Origin of the sequence: Methylocucumis oryzae (assembly GCF_000963695.1) — a bacterium.
Taxonomy (GTDB): Bacteria; Pseudomonadota; Gammaproteobacteria; order Methylococcales; family Methylomonadaceae; genus Methylovulum; species Methylovulum oryzae.
Window position 1 is genome coordinate 18,177 of sequence record NZ_LAJX01000004.1, and the last position, 23,447, is coordinate 41,623.

At 42.2% G+C, this 23,447-nt stretch carries 23 protein-coding genes; 19 read left to right on the top strand and 4 right to left on the bottom strand.

Features of this window, described 5'->3' with window-relative positions; all coding sequences use genetic code 11:
* Position 1 precedes the first annotated feature (1 nt).
* From VZ94_RS00505 to VZ94_RS21910, 4 genes are all read left to right on the top strand, one after another.
* Complete coding sequence (locus VZ94_RS00505; RefSeq protein ID WP_045777713.1) at positions 2–802, top strand: hypothetical protein; 801 nt, start codon at positions 2–4, stop codon at positions 800–802.
* Complete coding sequence (locus tag VZ94_RS00510; protein WP_045777714.1) at positions 799–1,176, top strand: hypothetical protein; 378 nt, start codon at positions 799–801, stop codon at positions 1,174–1,176. The genes VZ94_RS00505 and VZ94_RS00510 overlap by 4 nt, the downstream gene beginning before the upstream one ends.
* The gene (locus tag VZ94_RS00515) at positions 1,173–3,188 is read left to right on the top strand and encodes a pyrophosphatase-like OB fold-containing protein (RefSeq protein WP_045777715.1); all 2,016 of its coding nucleotides are present in this window, start codon (positions 1,173–1,175) and stop codon (positions 3,186–3,188) included. The genes VZ94_RS00510 and VZ94_RS00515 overlap by 4 nt, the downstream gene beginning before the upstream one ends.
* Before the next feature lie 134 nt (positions 3,189–3,322).
* The gene (locus VZ94_RS21910; RefSeq protein ID WP_131655428.1) at positions 3,323–5,116 is read left to right on the top strand and encodes a hypothetical protein; all 1,794 of its coding nucleotides are present in this window, start codon (positions 3,323–3,325) and stop codon (positions 5,114–5,116) included.
* Positions 5,117–5,284: 168 nt separating this feature from the next.
* Here VZ94_RS21910 and VZ94_RS00530 read toward each other — a convergent pair whose 3' ends face one another.
* The 4 genes from VZ94_RS00530 to VZ94_RS00540 are packed head-to-tail and all read right to left on the bottom strand — an operon-like array spanning position 5,285 to position 6,827.
* Positions 5,285–5,473: a hypothetical protein gene (locus VZ94_RS00530; RefSeq protein ID WP_045777717.1), complete on the bottom strand. Its 189-nt coding sequence runs from the start codon at positions 5,471–5,473 to the stop codon at positions 5,285–5,287.
* A gap of 49 nt (positions 5,474–5,522) precedes the next feature.
* Positions 5,523–5,948, bottom strand: a complete 426-nt coding sequence (locus tag VZ94_RS00535) for a hypothetical protein (RefSeq protein WP_157844817.1) — start codon at positions 5,946–5,948, stop codon at positions 5,523–5,525.
* Positions 5,929–6,063, bottom strand: a complete 135-nt coding sequence (locus tag VZ94_RS30010) for a hypothetical protein (RefSeq protein WP_275575088.1) — start codon at positions 6,061–6,063, stop codon at positions 5,929–5,931. The genes VZ94_RS00535 and VZ94_RS30010 overlap by 20 nt, the downstream gene beginning before the upstream one ends.
* Positions 6,060–6,827, bottom strand: a complete 768-nt coding sequence (locus VZ94_RS00540) for a hypothetical protein (protein ID WP_045777719.1) — start codon at positions 6,825–6,827, stop codon at positions 6,060–6,062. Before VZ94_RS00540 ends, VZ94_RS30010 begins: the two co-directional genes overlap by 4 nt.
* 401 nt (positions 6,828–7,228) lie before the next feature.
* Here VZ94_RS00540 and VZ94_RS00545 point away from each other — a divergent pair, with 401 nt between their 5' ends.
* The 15 genes from VZ94_RS00545 (at position 7,229) to VZ94_RS00615 (ending at position 23,324) form a co-directional block, all read left to right on the top strand.
* Positions 7,229–8,218, top strand: coding sequence for an Eco57I restriction-modification methylase domain-containing protein (locus tag VZ94_RS00545; RefSeq protein ID WP_045777720.1), 990 nt, complete (start codon positions 7,229–7,231; stop codon positions 8,216–8,218).
* A gap of 22 nt (positions 8,219–8,240) precedes the next feature.
* A complete protein-coding gene (locus VZ94_RS00550) occupies positions 8,241–11,114 on the top strand; it encodes a helicase-like domain-containing protein (RefSeq protein WP_045777721.1) in 2,874 nt (957 codons plus the stop codon).
* Positions 11,115–11,161: 47 nt separating this feature from the next.
* Entirely contained in the window at positions 11,162–11,992 is an 831-nt protein-coding gene (locus VZ94_RS00555; RefSeq protein ID WP_045777722.1) for a helicase-related protein, read from the top strand.
* Complete coding sequence (locus VZ94_RS00560) at positions 11,940–13,556, top strand: hypothetical protein (protein ID WP_045777723.1); 1,617 nt, start codon at positions 11,940–11,942, stop codon at positions 13,554–13,556. Before VZ94_RS00555 ends, VZ94_RS00560 begins: the two co-directional genes overlap by 53 nt.
* Positions 13,557–13,964 (top strand): hypothetical protein, encoded by a 408-nt coding sequence (locus VZ94_RS00565; RefSeq protein ID WP_045777724.1) that lies wholly within the window; start codon positions 13,557–13,559, stop codon positions 13,962–13,964.
* 104 nt (positions 13,965–14,068) lie between these two features.
* Positions 14,069–14,317 (top strand): TrfB-related DNA-binding protein, encoded by a 249-nt coding sequence (locus tag VZ94_RS00570; RefSeq protein ID WP_045777725.1) that lies wholly within the window; start codon positions 14,069–14,071, stop codon positions 14,315–14,317.
* Positions 14,318–14,384: 67 nt separating this feature from the next.
* Positions 14,385–15,926 (top strand): hypothetical protein, encoded by a 1,542-nt coding sequence (locus VZ94_RS00575; protein ID WP_045777726.1) that lies wholly within the window; start codon positions 14,385–14,387, stop codon positions 15,924–15,926.
* Positions 15,926–16,837 (top strand): hypothetical protein, encoded by a 912-nt coding sequence (locus tag VZ94_RS00580; protein ID WP_045777727.1) that lies wholly within the window; start codon positions 15,926–15,928, stop codon positions 16,835–16,837. The genes VZ94_RS00575 and VZ94_RS00580 overlap by 1 nt, the downstream gene beginning before the upstream one ends.
* Before the next feature lies 1 nt (position 16,838).
* Entirely contained in the window at positions 16,839–18,452 is a 1,614-nt protein-coding gene (locus VZ94_RS00585) for a hypothetical protein (RefSeq protein ID WP_045777728.1), read from the top strand.
* A gap of 83 nt (positions 18,453–18,535) precedes the next feature.
* Complete coding sequence (locus VZ94_RS21915; protein ID WP_082081256.1) at positions 18,536–20,227, top strand: transglycosylase SLT domain-containing protein; 1,692 nt, start codon at positions 18,536–18,538, stop codon at positions 20,225–20,227.
* Positions 20,224–20,508: a hypothetical protein gene (locus VZ94_RS00595; protein ID WP_052700076.1), complete on the top strand. Its 285-nt coding sequence runs from the start codon at positions 20,224–20,226 to the stop codon at positions 20,506–20,508. Before VZ94_RS21915 ends, VZ94_RS00595 begins: the two co-directional genes overlap by 4 nt.
* Entirely contained in the window at positions 20,498–21,109 is a 612-nt protein-coding gene (locus VZ94_RS00600) for a hypothetical protein (RefSeq protein WP_045777730.1), read from the top strand. Before VZ94_RS00595 ends, VZ94_RS00600 begins: the two co-directional genes overlap by 11 nt.
* 23 nt (positions 21,110–21,132) lie before the next feature.
* A complete protein-coding gene (locus VZ94_RS00605; RefSeq protein ID WP_045777731.1) occupies positions 21,133–22,023 on the top strand; it encodes a hypothetical protein in 891 nt (296 codons plus the stop codon).
* Between the two features lie 78 nt (positions 22,024–22,101).
* Positions 22,102–22,707, top strand: coding sequence for a hypothetical protein (locus VZ94_RS00610; protein WP_045777732.1), 606 nt, complete (start codon positions 22,102–22,104; stop codon positions 22,705–22,707).
* Positions 22,708–22,709: 2 nt separating this feature from the next.
* On the top strand, positions 22,710–23,324 hold the full coding sequence (locus tag VZ94_RS00615) for a hyaluronate lyase N-terminal domain-containing protein (protein ID WP_045777733.1): 615 nt from the start codon (positions 22,710–22,712) through the stop codon (positions 23,322–23,324).
* Positions 23,325–23,447 lie beyond the last annotated feature (123 nt).

Below are 23,447 nucleotides of genomic sequence, written 5' to 3' on the forward strand. Positions count from 1 at the left end.
TGTGATTGATGTATTAAGTAAACTGCGGGTCAACCCACCCAGTGATATTTGGGCAAATAGGGCGGCTTTAGCCGCTTTTGGCGCAGGTATTTACCGATTTACCGACATCGGAACTACTGGAAGTTTATGGTATTACGATGGAGCTACCTGGCTACAAGTAGGAAGCATTCCTCTGATGTCAAAAAGCGAGGGATATATTGTAGCTAGTCTGACTGGTGCGACATATAGTCAAACTGGAACAACAATAACTGTAACATTAGCTAATCACAGGCTAACCTCAGCTTTAAATGGTAGGCTTATCTATCTGACAGGAACGGGGGGGATATTATCAGGATGGTATAAATTTACTTTTGTAAGCACGTCCCAATTCACTTGCTATTGGCCGGTAGAACAATCAATAACCGGCAATATATCAAACTCAAGCGGTGAGTATGTATTTGATATAGCTAATGTAGCATTGCCTTCGGGTTTTTTTAGCAATAGGACAGTCGAGATAAGAGCAAGGTTTAGATATGAAAACGGTGCAGTATCGACAAAAAACCCAAGGCTATATCTTAATTCGACACTATTACTTACTCACACCATTGCAAACAATATAGCTGCGAGCGCGGTAAACTGGGAGTTGTCTGACAATGGAGAAAACGCGCAAACCGCATTTATGAACAGTGGCAACTTAGGCACTGGTACGGTAGGGACATCGTTAGAAAACACAGGGTCATCAAGCTGCACAATAAGAATTTCTGTGAATCTTGCTTTAAGCTTGACGTGGGCTTGTTTAGATTTTGTGGAAGCCATTCTATGATTTACGACATACTTAGCTCAGAAGTTATTAATATTCCAGACCCAAAACAAGTTTTTTTTCAAGGCGCAAGAGCTATTGTTAGAACTGGCGATGACATGGACGTTATAGAGAAAGAAATAATCAAAGTAAAAAAATCCGAGTTTAAAATAGCTCTGGTTTTATACAGCCAAGAGCTTCAGCTTGCAGTATCTTTACTAGAGTCTGTAGAACAAGCTGTCGCTAATTCTGGCGATATATTCATGCAAATTCTTTGGAAAGACCATGACGAATTCTGGAGCAACAATCAACGCATTCTTATAATGGGTTCAACATTAGAACTGAGTGAACAACAGATTTATCGAGTGTTTGAGATAGCGCAATCGGTGCAGCCATGAATCCAGTCATAAAAATCGAAACCGCCGCACAATCATCAGCAACTGCGTACAACAATACAACAAAGCAACCTTTTATCGGGCAACTAAAAGCCGGTAACTATAAAAAAGGTAAGTTCTGGTTGCATGGCTTGCAAATAGCGATAGAAAACCCGTTCGGAACATACCGCGTAGGCATGGATAGCAACGGCGTAGAATGGCGTTCATTATTAGCGGCGCATTACGGTTACATTTGCGGCACAAAGGGCGCTGACGGCGATGCGGTTGATTGTTTTATCGGCCCATATCCTGAAGCCGACCAAGTTTATATCATCAATCAATTTGTTAACGGCAAATTCGACGAACATAAAGTCATGCTTGCGTTTGTCGATGAAGACGCAGCTATTAGCGCATATAAGCATAGTTATGAACGCGGCTGGAATGGCTTGCATAGCATCGTTGCGTTATCAATTACACAGTTTAAAACGTGGTTAAAAACCGGAGATTTATCAATGTCTATTCAATCGCCAGGCACTAATATTATTAATTTAAAAGCGGTGTATTGGGATAGCTCAGCAAACCCTTATGACGTAGACCTTGATAAATTGCTGTATGCCATTCGCCAAGGCGATAATGGTTTAATCTTTGATGCCGCAAACCAGCAAGATATTTACGAAGATGCTGACCAGGTATTAGGTTTAGATGCGATGGTGACACCGTATCAGTTTATGCAACGCAAAATGGAAGCCATGACGCGAGTTTTAGATGCGACAAGTAGCGTACTAAAAACCACTGACGCCACGCTTACTGAACCGTTTACTAAAAATGGTACCGTCAACGTGGCAATGGTTTTTTCATTGTCGGATGGGCAGACTATTTCAGCGTTTTTCCATAATCCTGATACCACGCCTAAGAAACTTAATCCCAGCGATGAAATGATTAGCTGGAAATGGCTAATAAATAAAAAAGACGTGACCATTGTAGTTGCACCGGAGAAAGGCAAAGACCTGGACGTGAAACAAGTGGCCGCCCGGTTAATGCGGCTAGCTGAAAAAAATAGCCCTGCGTTTCAGCGCGTAAATAAGAAAGTCGCTGAACGTGCGGCGCAAAAATCGGCGTTATTGGATGAAATAACATCGCTGGAAGGGCAGATTAATGATGCAAAAATCGAGCTTGAGCAGTTGAAAACTGCTGTTAAAGCAACGCCTGCACAACATTCTACTATTGAACCATCATCAGAAATAACTAAACAATTCCATAACAAGCAAAGCGAGTTTTTTGAAAAAATAAAAGGCTATGTTAGTGGTAAAGTCAATGAATTTGCTGAAATAGCCACTGGCTCAAAGGGTGTTTTAGCATTCGTTAAGGCGTTTGGAGAGATGCATACTATACAAGCGAATGAAGAAGCGACAGCAATTGATTACATTTGTCATGGTGCCGCCGCTTTTAAAGCATTAAATTATGTTTTTGACTTAAACAACAGAGATAGAGGTGTTGAAGCATTGTTAGTCGAGCTGCAAAAATCTTATGTTGTTGACTACAATAACGCACAGAATAAATTTGAAAGATTCAAATGGTTTAAAAAAGTAATGGAATATGTTGAAAATGTAAAAAGCACTATTTCAGACACTCCACCAACTACTGTTGAACCTAAACCCAATAAAATTAGAAAAGCAACAAAATCACAGGCACGGGATTTAATTGACTCAATTCGATATGCGCTTGATGACCTTTCAGGCCATACGGCGGATGAATTTAAAGCCGCCGATGTACCGGGTCGGTTATTGCCGAAAATCGATGAAATCAACGCCCTGCTAGCGCGTGGCATTATGAAAAACGATGAAGATTTAGAGGGTAGGCTTAGCAATCAAATTGATTTGATTAATAAGCGGATTGCACGGTGGAATGCGGTAAATAATACATCTGTTGATTTTGATACTAGACTTAAAAGGCTAAACGCTAGACGCGAAGGATTACCTGAGCTGAATACCCAGAAAATAGCGGTCAGTCTGCCCAAGCAAATGATAACGATTTAGACCCTATAACCCCCGAAGGCTACAAGCAAATTAAAGGTGTTGCAAACATGGAGTTGCGTTATCAGGATGTTTTAGATTCCTTATTTCAACAAAGAATTCCTGCCGTATGGAAAGCTCTTCTTAATTTGGGGTGGATGTCTGGCAGAGATAAAACGTATAACTTAACAAAAAATGGGTTTTCAGCAATTTTCAATTTTAAAAATGTTGGAGCTGGGGCTAATGTTGTTGGATTTTGGGTTGAAGTAAAAGAAGGTGCAGATTACCAAGCCGAAATAGGTGACAATCTAGCCTCTACACCTGCCGAAATTGCCGCACAGATAGATGCCGTTGTTACAAATTCTGGAACGGTAAAGACGCCTGAGTCAAATGATGTTCAAGAAACAAGTAGTGATGAATCAATTATTCCATTACCGCAAGAAATTGGCGCGCCCGTTCCAGACCCACGCGACCAAGATAAATTTTATTTAGATGAAGATGAGCAGGAAGTCTACCTTAAGCAAAGAGACGCTAAATTTCAACAGTTTGTCATTGAAAAGCTAGGTTTTGAAGAAGACGAAAGCACAAGTTCACCCGGTTATCGTCAAGCGTTAATTGATGACGACAAGCTAGAGTTCGCAAAATCCGCGTTTATCGTTAACAACGAAGTGATTGCTTATGGTGGGCAGATAACTTGGGGCGACTATAGCGCTAGCGCGTTTAACGGTGCATTATTTGATAGTGCGGCTGTTGAGCCTAATACATTGTGCGCTCAAATCGGTAAAGACGGAGAAATTATCGCCCGTGTGCGCATTGAGCTTAATGGCATGGTGACGTTTTATAGAGGTGCTACGGGCATTGATGTTTTAGCTACATCTGAACCATCTGTGACCGATATTGATAAAACTGTTAAAGATATTTTAGGTTATATCGAGCCGGTAATGCCGCATTTAGCTAATCAATTACCTGAACAATCCACACCTATTTCACCATTAGATGAGTTTGAAAACAGTGGTGGCGAAGCATGGCAAGTGACACAAGCAAAATGGGTAGAAATAATGAGTGGTCATTTTGCTTTTTTAGGCCAAGAGCCTAATGTTTCAGATTTTAAAGAGTTTCATAAGAGCATGGTTAAACAGGCGATTGATGCTGGTAAAGATATTCCGGCTGATGTTTTAGTCGATTACCCATGGATGAAAATGGAAACCGATGATGAAAAACAGGAAAGACTAAAGAAAATCGAGCAAAACCTTAGCAACGTAATCGATATTGCGAGCGGTAAAGCAACTGATGAAGAAGTTGCTAGAGTTATGCCATTAATAAAAACCTTTATTGGCAAATCGCAACTAAGCGTTATTAAATCAGCTCTTAAAGGCGAAGAAGGCCAGCATTTCAAAGATAAATTAGTCGAAATTGCCAACGTTATAAAAACCATGCCAAGCAGTTATGAGACTGACGGACAAGGCGATAATGCAGTTGCATACTTGCATTATTTTAAAGGTAGCATGGATTGGTATATTACCGAAAAGGATAAGGGCGCACCCGATGACAAAAAAGAAGGCGTCAAACCACAGAGCCAAGCATTCGGGTTAGCCGATTTAGGTTACGGTGGCGAACTTGGTTATATCAGCATACCTGAGATTACATCGTCAGATGTAGAGTTAGATTTGTATTGGACGCCAAAAACCTTAAGCGAGATAAGTGGTAATGATAGCAATGACGAGCAAGGAGAATCCGATATGGCGGTAAACGACGATAAAAAATCCCAGTTCGAGCGCGAATTAGACGAATTGATGACCGAAACCGACATTCAAAAGTATGGCCAACACCTTGATGACATTGCCGCACAAATTGAAGAAGCCGGTTTAATGGATGAGCTGGATGCCAAGTTGAATGAGGCGGCAGATGTGCTGACACGGCTATTGTCTGAAGCTGAAAAAATGGCGGCTTAACCTTCTTTTAGTTTTGCTCGTCTATTCCGTTGTCTGATAAGACCAGCATGGATTTTGCACCCGGTTACGCCTGTATTGGCGTATCCCATGAATTTTACCCCACACTCAGGACAAATTTTTTCGACTCGTTGGCGCAACGCGGCTAATGCAGCGCCTGGAGATGGGTGGCTATTCATTGGCAATAGCCTCTTTTTCTTGACGGTTAATTTCAGCCAGAGCTTTAAACTCTATTTCTGTTTGAATGCCTCGCATCTTAAGGTTTTTAATCCTTATTTCAAGGTTTTCTTTATCCAGCGAAAAGCATCTATATCCATTATTAAATTTTACAACCCCATTTTTTACTTCTTCAATAATCATTTTGGCTCTCCAAATGCAGTAAACATAAAAAATAACTTCGCGTGGTTTTTTATCTTCCCATTGTCCATGTTTTCCCCTGTTTAATTAATTGGTCGATAGGATGCTTCATCCAGTTTGCCATTACCGATTGTCCGTTATTAAGCTCAACAAGCTGCTCTTGTACCGATGATAAAAACGCTAGCGTCATATCAGGTGGCATGGTTACATAACGCAAAACACGCACGGTGTTATTTTCATCAACAACATGAATCTCGATAGCTAGACGCTGCTCAGCGTTATCGATTGAATGTAATTGCAGTTTATCTTTAGGGATTAACCTCACATCAAACGGGCAATCGAATGACAATAACGGTTTACCGTTGCTGCCATAAAATTGAAACATCAACAGCATCGCCCCTTTTTCGTATAGCATACCGCCAATCATCATCCCTGATTTAAGCGCGTTGAGTTCTTTGCTATCTATGTCTGGCAACAAAATTCTTAGGAATGTTGCCAGATACCAAGAATTCAGCGCTAGCGCCTTCAGCTTGGTGTTGTTTTACGTCGATTGGGTATGGCTGACCGACGGCTAATAGTGTTAATTCGCTCATGATGCTAATATCCTTTTCATGACATCTTTACGCTCAAATCCTGAAAAATAGGCTTTGCAAACGAACATCCCATTCTTTGTTTCGATAGCGGCTTCAGCATGATTATTGTCTTCACTAATATTCGTGAAAGTGACCGTCCCATAATCACCTAAAAGTATTTTTTCAAAAAAATCGGATAGTTGATACCTTGTTTTTAAAGCAAGTGATTCAATTGATTCCCCTATGTATTCAATAAATTGCTTGGCTGTCCGCTGCTCATGATTAAGATTAGACCAAAGCAGATAATCAAAGCCTTTTTTATCAAATACCAAGTAGTAATCACAAGCATCCAGCACTGGGAAAAAATAATAATCATCTATCTTTTGAAAAGTCTTGTAATTAACGTTTACATAAGTAAAGTCAGCAACTTTTATTTTATGACTGCCGTCGTAAGACGTATCGAAAACACTAGGGCCGTCAGATGAATCGTCATAATTACTTACATAAATAACTTTTGAATCACTAAAGTTATTTTTAACTATTTCAGCAATACTTTTTTCATGTTCGGCAATTATTAACTCTTTTTTCTTAAGCTTTCTAATTGCTTTATTGAATGCGCCAATTGTCGGTGCTGGCATTTTTGTTTTTCTATCATGAGTTTTTCTATGTTGGTGTAGCAACATAGACCATATCTCAGATACTGTAAAAGCGCCTTTTTCTGTGTTTATTAAGACGCTAAAATCGCCATTTTTTTCTGCATTAAGAAACTCGTTTAAAGTGTTCATGTTAGTTCTCCGGTTAATCTGAGCGGGAATCGCTCGCTTTAAATTATTACCCAAAACGTTTTGCTGTAATGTCCTATAAACGAAGGGCTAAGACTGCACACTGTCTATACGATTAGTACAATTTTTACATGCACTAATCGTTTTGTGGTTATGACCACAACTAGCCATAACCAATCTGTTGTTTTGAACAAAGACATACATAACGGTATAGCCGTCATAACTATGCTTTTTCATATTAACTACCCCAAGATTGCGTTTGACTTGTGATAATAATAGCAGGTTGTAACTAATGCGCAATAGTTACATGAAAATATTTTTTTACATAAAGGAAAACCGCGCAAACCACTCTAGCCTAACCCATAGAATACAAGCATCATCGCCTTATTCTATGGAACGCATCCATGCTCTCATTCAAAGAAAAACGAGAATTACAAAAAATAATTTCCGCACAAAATGCAATTCTTGCCGGTAATCCATCATTTTCAGAAAAGCGAGCGGCGCAAAAGGCTAAGGCCGATGCACTAATTAAGCTTGGGGTTGTTGGAGATGCAAAAGAGGCTTTAACGCCATTAGAAGAGCAAGTTATATCAACTCAGGTTGATAATAGCGATTACGGATTACAAGCCAGCGGAGTTAAAACTCGCGAGAAAATCAACGCCCAAGTTAAATCAATTACCGACCTGATACGCGCAGGTAAAGACCCAGCGACATTAACGTCGGATGAAATTAACCTGCTTAAACAATACTCAGGCAAAGGCGGCTTAACAATTAATTCGCAGCATGAATACTACACACCTACGCATGTTGCCCAAGGTGTATGGGATGCGCTTAAAATAAATGGTTTTGAAAACGGCAACGTGCTTGAACCCAGTAGTGGTGCAGGTGTGTTTTTGGCAACTAAGCCTCAAGGTGTTATTGCTACTGGTACGGAAATCGACGAAACAAGCGCGACTGTCGCACAGGTGTTAAATCCTAATGACAAAGTAAGCAATTCATCGTTTGAGCTATTAGCGGTCAATGCCGATGATAATAGTTTTGATGCTGTTATAGGCAACGTACCCTTCGGGAATGCCCGTGGCGCATCGGCGCATGATGACCCGGAATATAAAAATGAAAAGCTAATTGAACGTTATTTTGTTCAACGCGTTATCGATAAAGTTAAACCAGGCGGTTTAATTTGTCTTATCGTGCCGGTTAATATCATTCAAGCTAAAGGCAAGGCATGGGAAAAATTCCGTATTGCGATTAGCAAAAAAGCCGAATTCTTAGGTGGGCATAAGTTACCGTCTAAAACGTTCGGCAAGCAAGGCACGGATGTTGTAGTCGATGTGTTGGTGATGCGTAAGCACGGTGCAGAATTCTTAAGTCGAGTTGACGATTTAACCTTTTGATACGCTTAAAGCTACTAATGTCGTGTGGGATGAATTCATCGAAGGTCGATACTGGCAAGGCGAAGGCAAGAAATTCATTAAAGGTGAATTCGTGCCAAAAGACCCCACTAAATTCCGTGATTCAGATAAAGTTATTGCTGGCGAAAACATGACCGATGAGGCGCTTAAGCGGTCATTAGCGGTTAAGTTTGATTCGCGCATTGATTGGGTATTATTGGATGAAGCTGAGCCGATAACCAGAAATTATTCTGAAGGTGATATTAAAACAATCAATGGCCTTGATTACGAACTTAAAGCCGGTCAATGGAAAAAAGTGACCTATGACACCCAGAAAACGATTATTGATTTAGCTCAATATGGCTCTGACTCGATTGAAGCATTGGAAGGCTTGATGTCTACCGATGCGGGGATTTTGTCGCTCAATTGGGCGCAGGTTGAGTCAACGTTAGCCGCATATCCTAATATTGTTCCGGGTTATGTTAAAGACGCGTTACGGTTTTCAGATTTACAACCGCCTGAGCATCAATGGCGGGCATTCCGTGGCGCAATCATTGGCGCAAAAATCGAAGGCTATCTTAATAGTGGTAGTAATGACCAGGGCGAACTGGATGAGCTTAAAGAGATTATTCTTCATGAGGTTGTGAAATACGGCAGCCCTAAAGATATTTCCGGTTTAGTGTTAGCCGGTAAAGAGTCAAAACGACTAGGCATGTTCATCAATTCAATTGATGAAAAAGGTAATTTCTCACCAATGCTTGAGTCAGGAATTCTTAAGCAAGAAGCCGATGAGTACAATAGCGCCGATGTAACCTCAATCATTGCTTACTTATTCGAGAAGAATCAAGACCCCGTTGAGCTTAGTACAATTTTGGAAATGTACGATGGCGATAAGCGCTTAGAGGATTTAGGCGATATTGTTGAAATACCTGGTATGGCGGTGTCGCCCGATGGCTTTATCTGGCCGCTTGAGCAATATTGTTCCGGTGATATTTATCAAAAGATGCGCGATATGCGTGATGCCATGCTGGATGAAAAAGACCTGCGCATTATTGCCGCTTACAAGCGACAAATAGAGCGAATTGACGCAAAGCGACGTAAAACACCGACTGAAGATATTACGTTTGCTATGCGGCAAAAATGGTTTGATAAAGCCTATGTCTTGGAGTTTTTACAAGCCAATGGCTATAAACGCACGATTACCTATAGCGAAGAGCGTGGAGAATGGAAGGCAGTTGGGGTATCAGGCGGAATCGTTCCGCAAATCGTTAACTACCTTAATGAAAAGCCAATCGCGGGCGGCACTAAAGTAGCTGAATATAAGGACGGCATTAAAGCGTTAGAAGAGCAGTTTAACGCGTTTATGCAATCCCATTCCGATGGTGAAGACTTAACCAATCGTTATAACGAAACATTTAATGGGTATGTTGAATTTAATTTCAGCAATAGCGACCTTGGGTTAAAAAATGTTAGCGGGAAAATTATTCCGCACAGTTACCAAAATGAAGGGATTAGGAGATTATCCAGAGAAGGCAAAGGGATTCTTGGGTGGGACGTCGGACTTGGAAAATCCTACGGAGCATTAGCGCTACAAGCCTACAACGAACAAATGGGCAGAGCGAAACGCACGTGTATCACGGTACCCGATGCCGTACTTGCCAACTGGTATCACGAACACAAGCTATTTTACAAAGATACATCAAATATGCTCTTTGTAGGTATGTCGCCCAAACGTGACAAAGATGGCAATATCGTTCAAGAACGTGTGTTAGACGAAAAAGGCAATCCAAAACAGGATAAAAACGGGCAAGACCTTTATCAAGACGTGCTGGTTAAAGACGACCGCGAGACTATTTGGGAGAAAATGCATCGAATACCGCAGTCTAATTTGTCTTTAGTCGTTATGACACAACCGCAGTTTGGCAAGATTCCGGTTAAACAAGCGACTAAGCAGCAATATGCCGATGAAATGATGGCTAAAGAATTACTAAGCCAGTCGGATGCTAAAAAGCTAATGGAAGACAAGCTTACCTATGAAGGTGCGAAAGAAAAAGACCGGTTGAGCCAAAAATACAGTGATGAAGGCACGGCGAAGCAAGACGCCTACCCGTATTTTGAAGATATGGGCTTTGATTCGGTTATCGTCGATGAAGCGCACAATTTTAAAAATAGCTTCAGCCCAGGTAAAGAATCTTCTCGAATCGCGTATTTACCTACGCCTGCGCCTTCACAAAGAGCTATCGATATGTCGCTAAAAATGGCGTATATCCGCAAAGAAAACGGCGGACGTGGGCCAGTATTGTTATCTGCGACCCCCGTAACTAACAGTCCGCTGGAAATCTATAACATGCTATCGTTATTAATTCCGGCAGAAGAGTTTGAAAAGTTTGGCGTATTTACGCCGGATGACTTTATCCGCGTATTCGGGCGAGTTGAAAGTATCGAAAAAATGAAAGTATCCGGCGACGTTGGCACGGTTGACGCGATGGTTGGCTTTCAAAACCTTGATGGGTTGCGGTCGCTATTCCATAAATACTCGATTATTAAAAATGCCGAAGATGTTAAATTGCCATTACCCGATGCCGATGAGGTTAATGCCACAGTTGAACTATCTGAAGAACAACAAGATATTTATCAAATATTGCGCGAAGAGGCTAAACAAGCGTCGTCACCAGACCCAAAGATAAGAGAAACTGCAAGGCCGTTGTTTTCCATTATTCGTGATATGGACAGAACGACAACTGACCTGGATATGTACCACAAACAAATAACGTTTGTGTTTACTGATGCGCACAAAGATGCATTAGATAAGGCGATGGCAATGATGCCAACAACGGTACAACGCAAGGAATATGATAGTGACCTTGAAAAAAGATGTAGTTGTAACTGTTCCGTTTGAATACTCAATAACTGAAAGTGATGGCAAAATCATTGTTGTAATGACCGATGCGGGCGAAGACGACATGCTTTCTGCCATGCAAAAAAGTTGGGATACCAGAAAAAGAAGTCGCGCACCCGATTACGCCTAAATATGCCGAATTAATTAAAAACCTGACTATCGAATTAGAAGCGGGTGGCAAGCAAATCATATTCATCGAAGAGAAAACTCAGCATCAAAAATTAGCCAGAATTCTTGTACATTTTTTGCCTATTACAATGGAAAACATTGGCGTTATTAATGCGACCGATGCGGCTGGGGAAAAACTACAACGCATATCTGACGCTTATAACGCGGGCAAAATAAAGATTGTCATAGCGAATAAAAAAGCCGAAGTAGGCGTTAATCTACAAAAAGGCACAACGGCGATTCACCACCTTACTTTCCCTTGGGTTCCGGCGTCAATGCAGCAACGCAATGGCCGTGGGGTTCGTCAGGGCAATACGGTAGACACGGTTAAAATTTACCATTACATCGGCAAAGGCTCTTTTGATTTATTCCGGTTAAATTTAATTAACCAAAAAGGCAACTGGATTAACGATATTTTAAGAGGCACTGAATCTAGCGTTGAAAATAAAGGCGACGGGCATTTATCGGCTGAAGATGTGATGGTTTTATTATCCGATAACCCGGAGGAAGCCCGTGCTAGGATGGACGAAGCAAAAGCCAAGCGCGATGCTAAGAAAAAAGATAAAGCCGATAAAGCGATGGTGATAAACCTTAATCAGCTTGTTGAGGCTAGAAAAAAATTAAGCTTACTGTCAGGATGGAAAAAACGCCGAAGCTTTGCAATTAACCGCAGACATATCTGCGCAAGAAGCAAAATTAACCGGGTTTAACAATGATGGCTCAGACGATGCAAAAGCTAAATTAATCAGCCTTAAAAACAAATTGGCCGCCTCTAAGCGTAAACTAGAGACCTTAGACGCAAAATACAAAGAAATCGAAGAAAACACTACGGCGACCATTAAGCAAAAATCAGTATTTTTGCGAGCAAAAGCCGCATCCGGGGAATTGCCTTTTGATGCATCCGTCATTGATAACACGGATGCGGTATTAATATCGCGCGAAGGGCAAATAATTAAAGCGGGTGCAATCTTTGAATTCAAAACGCTTAAGTATGTTGATAACAAAATCAATGACCTGGCGTTAGTCACTGAACTAAATATTCAAGAAAAGTTTTTTATTGTCAGAGCTAGAAATTTAACCTATGACATCAGGATTTATTTAGCCGATTTGCATAATTACCAATTGCAACCGGTGGCGATGACCAAGGAAGATTGGGAGGTTGCCGTTATGTTGGCAAAAAACCTATCAATAAAAGACATCATTGAATTGGGTGTTGATACGTTTACAAAATATCGTAAGCAAATTAAATTGTATTATGGCTATCACTATATTTCGTCTATCGACGGTGACTATAGTGTTGTAAAAAACTACAATTCAAATAATCCTATTGATGATAATTTTGTTTTCCCTGATGCCAATAGTGAGGACATTAAACGCGCTATTGCTAAGCAGTATTATGTTGGTAAAAATACTAACGAAGTAATCCGTGACCTAATTATTCCTTTGTACGGTAGCAGTGGATGGGAAGAATCGTTAAAGCAGTATGCTAATTTAACCCCGCAAGAAGAGGTATTAAGCCAAGCAGCTTTAGCATTCAGCAAGATAGCGGTTGAGTACGATAAAAGCGAAATTGACCTTGCTAGTACAATTAGTTATAGCGACCGTATAGGTCTTATAGAGCGCATAGAGAGCACGATTAATGGTGATAATCGAGAAAGCATTAAGCAATGGGTTAATGAGTTTTTAAATGATAGAAAATCTAAAGCCTTAGAAATTATTGCCGAAAAACGGCGTAAAGATGAAGAGGAACAAGTAAAAAGTGACCCGAATTACAAAGAAATTCCGGTGGCGATTGCTGATAAATTGAAAAGCATAGGGATTACAGCAAAGTATAACGCACAATCTGTTTATGCAGGGCGTAGTCATCGTAGCGCGTTTACGATGCTGTTTTTGCAAGATAGCAACGGCAAAAACGGTTTACTCTTTAAAGCTAAAGAAGATTTGAAAACCTATTTTGGCGCACAATTCGGCACAGACATTGGTGCGGGTCTAATGGGCGCGTGGTGGTTTATTACAGCCGACAAAGATATAAATAAGGTTTTATCGACTATTACCGGTGAAAATTCCGTCGCCGAACTTGCAGAACAAAAAGCTAAGCCAGAGAAATTAATTGTGCCTGAAGGCAAAGTAAAAATAGGTGATACGGTAGCTGGGTTTGTTGTAACCAGTCTAGGCAAATCGTGGGAAGCTAAAGATTACCATATCAGCAAAGTCAAAGCTGATTCAGGCTTTGAAATTGAAGAGGGTGATTCCATCCAATATGCGAGATTTTAAATGAGACTTTATAACCAGCAAGACCTCGAAAATGCGCTAAATGAAGCGCTTGATGTCAACGATAGCGCTGAAGCGTTCGTTAAAAAATTTGTAACGAATGTGGGAAAGATTTTAGCTAAAACACCAAAAACATACCGATATTTTGGCCCTTATTGGTGGTCATTGAAGAAATTGATGATTCAACACAATATTCCAGGTGTTGATGATTTTATTGATGCGACCTTGGTTGAAAAAACGAACTTAGGTACACCAGAGTTAACCTGTGTTGCTGCGTGGTCATTCCAGGAAGAACGAATTAGCAGCATGGAGTTGCCGGTCAACAAGGTGTTGCTAGAAGATAATGACGGTAATATTACAGAATACGTTTTGAATGATGAATTTATGGAATTGCGTATTGCGGTGGGTTAATAACGCCGTGTTAAGCGGCAATCCTCCGCACACTTGTGATTGGTTATGTAAAGCCGCCAACATGCGGATTGTCTGATTGAACTAGCTATTAGGATAATATTTGTATGACATTGGACGAACTTATAGATTTAAATAATGACACTACAAAAGAATGGCGTTGGTCGCATGGTAAAAAATTGCCTTTTCTTACCGATAGAGAACTTAACTATGTTGCTCAAGTGATAGTAGAAGGCAAAAGACAAGTCGATGTTGCAAAAGAGCTTGGCGTTACCCAAGGGCAAATATCGTGGGCTGTCGTGAGATTTAAGCGCTATTTATTGCCTAACGCTCTAAATACAAGCATCCACAATTAGGAAAACATTACAAATCCATTTATTGCCATAGCATACCCTAACGCCATTAATTTATTCTTGGCGAACTATGGCAAAAACACCTAACTTACCCAGCACACAGCGAGGCGGTTTTCTTGGTTTGTTTGGTACTGCGACTAAGAAAAGCTGGGAAGCAGAAAATATAAAGCCAGCCTCTGATATATCGTTATCGGATGCTTATACTTATGGCGCAAGCACGACAATTGCCTCGCTTATAGGCAATGTTAAAGGCGGTGTCAGAACTAGACAGCAAATCTACCAAGATTGGCTTAATATGGGGCAAGATTCGATTTGCTCATCCAGTATTAAGCTACTTACCACCACCGCGCTAGGCGGACACGACACAACCGGTGACATTGTTTTCATTGAAAAGAAACCGGAAATACAAAAAGACCAAAAGCTATCCAAACTTGTCGAAGACATTGCCAAAGCTGTTGGCCCAATTCTAAATGAAGTTATCTATTCCGCAGCGTATACCGGTGCGCAATACGGTGATGCGTATGGACGGATATACGCTAATTCAAAAGGCGTTAAACACATCAATGTCGATGAAACCTTGCATCCTTCTCTTGTTCAACCGTTCGAGCGTGGCGGAATAACGGCGGGGTATGCCGTCTTTATTGGCGAAAAGAGTTTTGAGCGTTTAGATATATCGCAAGTCGCACGGCTGAAGATGCCACGTATTCAACTTATTCCGCAATACGGGATTATCGAAAAATCATTAAAAATAGCGATAGCGCAAGACGATATAGAGCAATTGCCGCTTATGCCGTCATTAGCGGGTGGGTCTTTGCTTTATCCGGCTGAAGATGCGTACAACAAGCTAAATAATACCTTGCTTGGCTTAGTTGCCCAAAGGATGAACGTATCGCTTGACCATCGAATTGTCGGCCTGCAAATGGAAGGGATGACAAAAGAGCAGCAAGACAAGTTCGGAGCATCCGTTGTCGCGATGTTCAAAAAAGTCAAAGAAGTCGTTGCCGAATCGGTGCGAACAGGCAAGCCTATTACCGAGTCTATTATCTCAATTTTGCCAATGCATGCAGAAAAGCAATTGGTTAATCTGTCGCAGGGCAACACGGCCCAACAAACCTTAAATATTGATGATGTACTTGTCCATGCACGGTTATTAGCCGGAGCGTTCGGCACAGATTTATCCAACCTTGGTTTTTTAGACCAAGTAAGTGGTTGGATGGGTGACTCTGGTCTTGCCAGGACATCGTCGCAAGCAGCCGAGAATTCGCGCGGCATACGAATTGGTGCTGCTGAATTTTGTCATCATGTTATCGACATCCATTGCTTAAAACGATATGGAATCGTCTTTGATAAAAGTAATCGCCCCTATCAAGTAAACTTCTATGGCTCAATATCGGCGTTGGAATCTGAACGACAAAGAACCAACAATGACAAAGCTAATGCGGTATTGGTTATGGGTCAAGCTATGCAGGTTTTCAAAGATATGGGAGCAACAGAAGAAATTATGGAAAACTTGCTCTCTAAGCACTTTATGTTAGATGAAGAAGACGCCAAGCTTTATGCCAAAATCGTTAACGCTGCACCGCCGCCAATGGCGGATGCCGGGATGATGTAATGAGTTTGTTTAACGACATCTCACAAAACTTGTTATCTGAGCAAAGCAGCTTAGGTGGAGTTAATTTTTTATCTAGTCGTAGCCTAATTGATGCTGGACTAGATGCGGTCAGCGGGGGTGTTGCAGAGGCATTAGGCGGTTCACAATTAAGTTCTGCGCTAGGCATGATGGCGTCTAATCAACTATCAAGAGCGACGCAAGGCTATTTAGATGCTAACACGCTTAATTCAATTGATTCTGGCCTTGGCATTGCCAATGATTTGTTGAATGGGCAATTTAGCAGTGCTGGCTTGCGCTTGTTAGGTTCTGGCTTATTCAATGATTTGATTCCCGGCTTATCGGGCATTCTTGCCCAAGCGCGGTACTTAAATACTGCAACGCCCATGTTTGGTGGTATTACGCCACTACAAGCCAAACAAATCATTGGCGAATTAAATTCCATCGACTTTGCTCATAAAAATCTATTCTTGATTGAAGTGTCTAGCGCGTTATACGGCGATGTGTCCAGGCGCTTTAACATGTATTGCACGGAAGCCAATTATTCGGCGCAAGCCATTACCGGCGAGAAACGGCGCATCGGCGGCGCACAAATCGATAGTGTCAATTCGGCTGACGCTACGGAAATTAACCTTACAACGTTTGACGATAAAACAGGGTTTATCAAAGAATGGTTTAAAGCTCATGCCGCCGCTTGTGTGCATAAAGATGGCACGGTAGGCGTACCGGCTGATTATGCTATCACATTTAAGTTGTTACACGCCTATATCACACAAGAAACCAATTACAACGGTTATCAAGATATTGGCATGTTTAGACCGGCCAATATTGATACCAGCTTATCCCGTCGAGAAGACGGCCTTGAAGAGTTGACCATGAGCTTTTCCCAGCTCGATACCTTTATGAGCGTTTAATATGCTAGAACATGATTCCGAAGGGTTCTTAATTGCTGATAGAACAGCGATTAATGAAGAAGGGGTTAATTACCTTGAACAGATTAGTGACCAGCTTGCTGAAATCAAAGATTTGGTTTCCGGCATAGTATCAACCGCAAGCGCTAATCCTGTTGCTAATAGCCAAGAGCAAAACACGCCAGAACCGGCTACAAATGACACAAGTATTAGCGTTCAACCACAAATTCAGGCTAATGCTGAGCTAAATCCAACGATTGATGTATCGGTTAATATTGAGTTACCTAATCCTGTCGGCAACAACACAGTTAATCGCAATTTTAATCGTGACGCATTAGGGCGGTTTATATCGGGTAATACCAATCTTGCTGAAATCATAAATACCGATAATGCGCAGACAATAAATAACGGCGACGAATCGCAACGAGTTATTAATCGCCAACGTGACGCACAAGGCCGGTTTATTCGTAGTGATAATACCGCCGAAGCTATGGCGGAAGCAGCGAATAATTCAACCAACAACCAATTATCACAAAACACAGACAATCATATAACGAATACTGTGTTGCCTAGCGAGATTGCAAATAGCGCACAGCAAACCATTAATAATAGGACAGATAATCGCTTAGACAGCCGGTCTAGCGCAGAATCATCTAACCAGAATAGCAATACTCAAATAAATAATGGGCAGCCAGCAAGCGATGGTCGTCAACGTGATTCGCGTGGACGGTTTATCCGTAGCGATAACACAGCGGAAGCCGGGAATGAATCGGGTAATCGTGGCCGCGATAATAGAGGACGGTTTACCGCTGGAAGTAGAAGCCCTAGCGAACGGCAAGAAGAGCGAGGATTAATCGGTAAGCTAATCGATGCGGTTTCAGGACGTAGTAGTGATGGTGTCGATTTACAAGATGTTGGCCCAATGATTAGAGCCGCTAATGAAATAAATGAATTAGCATCGCCTATTTTTAACACTATCGGGGCGGCATGGAATGTCGCTGGTAAAATTGGTGGATTAATTCCGCGTAGACGCGCTAGCGAAAATACAAGCGAACCTGTTGCACCAACGGCTAATCAACCGCAACGTAGGGCAGAGCCGACCAACGCGAGCGAACAAGCACAAGCGAATGCAGGCGGTAATGGCGATAGCGATAGCGCTAGCAATACTCTAAATAGACGACGTAGAACATCACGCACTAGCGAGAGGGCATCAAATACCCGTGATAATAGCCGCACTAGCGCCAATGAAAGAACTTCGACAAGTGAAACCATTGCCGAAAACAGAGTAGACCAACAACGGTCTAGCGCTGAATCAACAACGAGTGACCGGCAATCGGCTGATGTATCGATAAATAATAGCGAAAACAGCCCACAGGTTAATAGTCAACGCGGTAATGAAGAAATTAATCGCACTACTGATAGCCGTCCACCGCCACAAATAACGCGCGATGTCATTATTGCTGAACAGAACGTAGCGGAACCGCTTATTGAAAATACTGGCATATCGGCGCGCGAGGAAACAAGGCAATCTAAAGCGTTTAAAACGTTTTTTTTGCCGATTTTAGACTTTTTCGCCGCGAAGATGGAGTATTTCAAAAAACAACCAATAAGCTGTTAAAAGAAATTTCAGAGCGTACAGCCCAAGCCGAATCATCAGACTCAAACGGTTTTTTAGGTGCTTTCTTAGGTGGGTTAACGCCGATGATGCTAGCGTTACTGACCACGATAAGCGGCGCTATTATTTCCACATTGGCAGGATTAGCGCCAATGTTGTTATCGGCAATTGGCTCAGTATTAACCTTAGTTTTTTCGCCTATAGGACTCGCCGTTGCTTCAGCGGCAACCTTGGCATGGGGGTTATTTACCGAGCAAGGGCGCGAATTCTTCAGTAATTCAGCCGGGTTTATAAAAGAAAAGTTCGCGCAAGCAGTTGATTATTTTGCGCAGAGCTTTCCAGAAACAACACAACATATTAAGGATACTTGGAATAGTGTTGTTGAATCAGGCCAAGCGGCATGGGATTGGGTGAAAGACTCATTTACACCGGCTATTGATAGCGCTAATGAATTATTTAGTTGGTTAAAAACAAAATGGACTGACGCATTATCGGTTATTGAAACTATGTTCGACGGCGTTGCCGGGTTTATTAAAGACAAATTTAATATTGACATTAAAACTCAGGCAAAAAAAGCAGTTGAAATAACTAAGAAAACTATTGAAAAGGGTGTAACGCTTGCTAAGACGGTTACAGAATCGGTTAAAACATCGATAAGCGAAAAGATTGATGGCGCAAAACAAGCAGCAGAACGCGCTTATAACGTAGCCGCTTCAACCGCTGGTTCTGCGCTTGAGAAAGTCATGCCTAAAGGTTATCGCCATAAAGCCTTATTCGATGGGGTGAAAGGTGGTGATGCTTTAACTAAATATGGCAGCTATACCGATGAAGAGGCCGCACGGATTCGCGAGTTAAAGACAACAGGCGCAAATACCTCAGCAAATTTAAAGAGCGGAATGCCGGTAGAGGTGCAGGATAAAATAGCGGCACAAGCTAAAAAGCACAATTTAGACCCGGTAATGATGCAAAAAATAGCCGCAATGGAAAGTGGCGGCAATGCGAACGCCATTAGCTCAACTGGGGCATTGGGCATTTATCAATTTACCGGTCAAACTGCTTCGCATGTTGGAATAAAAAACCGGTTTGATGTTGACCAAAACATCGAAGGCGGCATGAAGTTAGCGCAAGAAAATATTGCGGTATTAAAGAGCAAAGGCTTGCCGATAACGGCTGAGAATATTTACATGATGCATCAATTAGGTGCTGGCGCTGCTCCTGAAGTAATAAAAGGCGCTATGCAGGGCAAGTCTAAAGCTGAGTTATCGGCTAGCACCCAAAAGGGAATGAATCTTAATTTTGGCTCAAACAGCCGAACCGCCTCCGATTACGTTGAAACGAATAGAAAAGCGTTGGATGCGCGTTATGTGCAAGTGGTGAAAAACACCACGACAACAGGGTCAAGTAGTCCTACTAAAACCAATGTAACTAATAGTGCTGTTGCTAATAATGCAACATCCACGGCACAAACAACGCTCACTAACACTCGCTTAGCGCCCACCGTAGAAAACGCCTTAGCGCAACAACAAGCGCTCACTAATATCCTGAACACCACGCCACAAACTATCAGCGTATCGGCAATCCCCAAAGTTAATGCGCCAACACCACTAATGCCTGCAAAAATACCGGAAGCGCCGACAGTCACTATTCCTCTAGCTTCTAATGATAGCTCAACCAATCAAACAGTTATCACTAATGCGGGTGATGTTGGTCAAGACGTGTCAGATAGAAATATTGCCCACATTGTAACAGGTGGCATCGCTCCCAAGGGATTCATGTGATAACCACCGATGACGTAGCAGAAATGGTTGATTACTGGCTAGCGACACCAGCAAATAGCCGGTTAGGGTCTGACTTTGGAAACAACGCCAATATGCTTATTCCAGACCCCTATAATGCAGAAAAGGCGAACAGTTTTATCAAGAAATTGATTAAAGACGTGCCGGTTCTTGGCGTTTTACCAAGGAACGCGATTAACGTTTATATGATTGAAATCGATATAGATAAAACGCAATTAATCCTAGAAATATCAGGCCAAACATTCCAGCTCAATGCTAACTAAACAAGACTTTCTCGACAAAATAGGTCAATCAATCGGCGACTATCCAGATATAGCGCCATTGTGGAAAGTTGACGACCCGCGCACCAAGCAAATCACGGATGCTATGGCAACGATGCTGTCTATGTTATCGCAGCAAATCGATGTCGCGATGGCTGAGCCGTTTGTAAAATCCAGAGATGCGACAGTTTTAGCGGATGCGGCTATACGCGGCATTAGCAACGAAGCGAAACCTGCTACCGTACAATTAACCGTAACCAATGAAAACTTAGTGCCGGTACAAATTCAAGCGGGCATGGCGTTATTAGATTCAAACGGCAATCGTTATGTTGTGACCGAACCCGCAACCATTGATGCAAGCACCTTAGTATCGTCTGCTTATGTTCCCGGTACCGGCACGATTCAAGCCAAGCAGTATTACACCGAAACCATAGTCGAAACCGCTACGCGTAGCGAGGACTTCTACGCGGTTGCGATACCGGAAGCTAACGATAATGCTTATATAAGCAAACTCACTGTATTTTTAGCCGATTCTGACACGCCTTATCAGTACGCCAATAAACTCATCAATGTTTTTGCCTGGGGCAAAAATATTCACGGTTGAATTTGACGACCGTGGGCAGGCTTATGTCAGGTTTGGCGCAAAAAAATGTGGTTGGTCGGGCGATTAGCGCGGGCGATGTCATTACTATCGAGATACAACGCACGGTAGGTAAAGTTAATCCAAAGATTAACAGCCCGTTTTCATTCGACTATCCCCCAATAGAGGAAGACTCCGAGATTGATTGGGCCCTTGTTGAGTTAAAAATGAATGAATTGCTCGTACCTGGGCAAAACCCAATGAGTTTATCAACATTACGTGAGTATTGCCGGTACCCCTCAGTTTATGATGATTCGGCGGTTTTCCTGGGTGAATTTGAGTTTTTAATTCGTAGGAAATACCCTGAATTAGATTTTATAGCGGTATGGAATGAAGCTATAGAGGAAGTTGCGAGAGGCGCTGGCAGCTTAGACAACATTAACACGTTATTTGTGGCATGTTATGACGGTAGCGAAACCATACTTGCACAACCAGACATTGAAACGCCGGTATTGCCTACGGTTATTACCTCGTTAACCGATAAGCAAACAGCGATAAAACAAACCCTACTAGCCGCCGATAATAGCTACAAAGTCACGTTTTACACCCCAGTCACTAGCGAAATAACCATAACGGTTACAGCAAAAATATCAACGGCGCATGTCGTTGAAGCAGTTGCCGCAAAAATAAAACAAGAATTGCTTAAAGCTTTTAATCGTGATGCTGGCAATCATGCCAGTAAACCTGTACAGCGCTTAGCCTATTCATTATTAATAGAAAAAGTACCGGAGCTAAGTGTTGGCAATGCTTATTTAAAAGTCGATGTAGTTGAATTAACCGGCGCATTCCGGCCCGAATTATGGCGCTATGTGACCGCTAGCAGTATTGCCGTTACAGTGACGCAAACCAATATTGCTTTGCCGGGATGGGGTGGCTAATGGCAACGGCTAAAGGCTTTACCAACGCAAAACTAACAGAGTTATTGCCACTTAAAAATAGTAGCGTAGCAAACGCTTATGAACAACAACTGCGCCAACTTTTTTATCGACCTGTTTACCACTTATCTTGCAGATGATTATTTTGACGCCAATGTTTCAGGCGTACCCGAATTAGGTTCAATCGCATTAGTAAGACGCTCTATTGATGCTATGGGTTTTTCTATGCTTAATGAGATTATCAGCGATAAACAAGCGCGGATAATCCATAAGTTATTCCGAGGTCGGCATTATCAAGGACGCGGCTTTCAATTGTTTGAAGCGATATTGCGCGTGTTATACCGCAACAACTACGCAATTGAGCAATATTGGCATCCTAAAGCCACGGCGATTAGCTACCCGGCCAATATTTTTACCACAACTGAAAACCCTGACACTTCTAATGCGTTTTTAACAAGCCGTATTTTTATCCGTATCCCGGTATCAGATACGCCGGATGTAACCGTTTTACAAAAACTAGCCTTATCGCTTTTACCCGCACGGATAGTTGCTTTTGTCGCTGCGTCACCGCCTGACAATATGATTTTAGACGCGCATGACGCAACACCGCCACCACCTGTTGTTGAGATTAGCCCAAGCGATGCGGATAGTGACTTTAATGACACTTTTGATTTAGGACATGCGTAAATATGGCAACTTATGACGCACAGATTTTACAGCGACGTGATACCGCCGCAAATTGGCACTCAGCTAACCCAATATTAGAACCGGGTGAGGTCGGTTACGAAATTGTGCCGGATTACGGCGACAAGATGAAAGTGGGTGACGGCATTACCGCTTGGGATGATTTACCGTATGCCTATGCAGGACTAGGCAGCAACACGTTTACCGGTGCGCAAAATGAAGCGCATGGCGACCCGGTTGCATCCGCTTCAACTGTAAATTTAAACACAGCCACCGGTAACTTTGTCGAGATAACCGGAACGACACAAATCAATTTAATCACGCTGAGCGACGGTTTTGAGCGTACCGTAAGATTTAGTGGGGTGTTAACGCTAAAACATGGCACAAAGTTAATTTTGCTTGGCGGTGAAAACATCATTACAGCGCCGGGTGATGTGGCAATATTCCGGGGCGATGCGGCCAATGCTGTGCAAATGGTGGCATATTCCCGCGCCGATGGTAAGGCGCTGAAAGAAACGACCGTAGCATCGTCAATTTACAACAAGCGTGGACATAACATAGCGTCAGCCGCATCAATTAGGATTCCGCCCAAAATAACTTCCCGAAATCACCTGTCTTGAGGTAAAGCACGGTAATTCCAACGGGGTAGAAAATCATCAAACACGATACGACTATTTTCGATAAAATCAGAGGCACATTTCTTCCCTGTTTCATAGACACCGGTCAAAATGTCGACCGTGACA

Bases quoted from the DNA above. Each gene is read 5' to 3' on its own strand.
- VZ94_RS00580 (WP_045777727.1), top strand. From the start codon at position 15,926: ATGAGTTTGTTTAACGACATCTCACAAAACTTGTTATCTGAGCAAAGC.
- VZ94_RS30010 (WP_275575088.1), bottom strand. From the start codon at position 6,063: ATGAGCGAATTAACACTATTAGCCGTCGGTCAGCCATACCCAATCGAC.
- VZ94_RS00540 (WP_045777719.1), bottom strand. From the start codon at position 6,827: ATGAACACTTTAAACGAGTTTCTTAATGCAGAAAAAAATGGCGATTTT.
- VZ94_RS00545 (WP_045777720.1), top strand. From the start codon at position 7,229: ATGCTCTCATTCAAAGAAAAACGAGAATTACAAAAAATAATTTCCGCA.
- VZ94_RS21910 (WP_131655428.1), top strand. From the start codon at position 3,323: ATGTCTGGCAGAGATAAAACGTATAACTTAACAAAAAATGGGTTTTCA.
- VZ94_RS00605 (WP_045777731.1), top strand. From the start codon at position 21,133: ATGTCAGGTTTGGCGCAAAAAAATGTGGTTGGTCGGGCGATTAGCGCG.
- VZ94_RS00530 (WP_045777717.1), bottom strand. From the start codon at position 5,473: ATGATTATTGAAGAAGTAAAAAATGGGGTTGTAAAATTTAATAATGGA.
- VZ94_RS00575 (WP_045777726.1), top strand. From the start codon at position 14,385: ATGGCAAAAACACCTAACTTACCCAGCACACAGCGAGGCGGTTTTCTT.
- VZ94_RS00565 (WP_045777724.1), top strand. From the start codon at position 13,557: ATGAGACTTTATAACCAGCAAGACCTCGAAAATGCGCTAAATGAAGCG.
- VZ94_RS00570 (WP_045777725.1), top strand. From the start codon at position 14,069: ATGACATTGGACGAACTTATAGATTTAAATAATGACACTACAAAAGAA.
- VZ94_RS00600 (WP_045777730.1), top strand. From the start codon at position 20,498: ATGCTAACTAAACAAGACTTTCTCGACAAAATAGGTCAATCAATCGGC.
- VZ94_RS21915 (WP_082081256.1), top strand. From the start codon at position 18,536: ATGATGCTAGCGTTACTGACCACGATAAGCGGCGCTATTATTTCCACA.
- VZ94_RS00585 (WP_045777728.1), top strand. From the start codon at position 16,839: ATGCTAGAACATGATTCCGAAGGGTTCTTAATTGCTGATAGAACAGCG.
- VZ94_RS00510 (WP_045777714.1), top strand. From the start codon at position 799: ATGATTTACGACATACTTAGCTCAGAAGTTATTAATATTCCAGACCCA.
- VZ94_RS00615 (WP_045777733.1), top strand. From the start codon at position 22,710: ATGGCAACTTATGACGCACAGATTTTACAGCGACGTGATACCGCCGCA.
- VZ94_RS00555 (WP_045777722.1), top strand. From the start codon at position 11,162: ATGCGGGCGAAGACGACATGCTTTCTGCCATGCAAAAAAGTTGGGATA.
- VZ94_RS00515 (WP_045777715.1), top strand. From the start codon at position 1,173: ATGAATCCAGTCATAAAAATCGAAACCGCCGCACAATCATCAGCAACT.
- VZ94_RS00610 (WP_045777732.1), top strand. From the start codon at position 22,102: ATGAACAACAACTGCGCCAACTTTTTTATCGACCTGTTTACCACTTAT.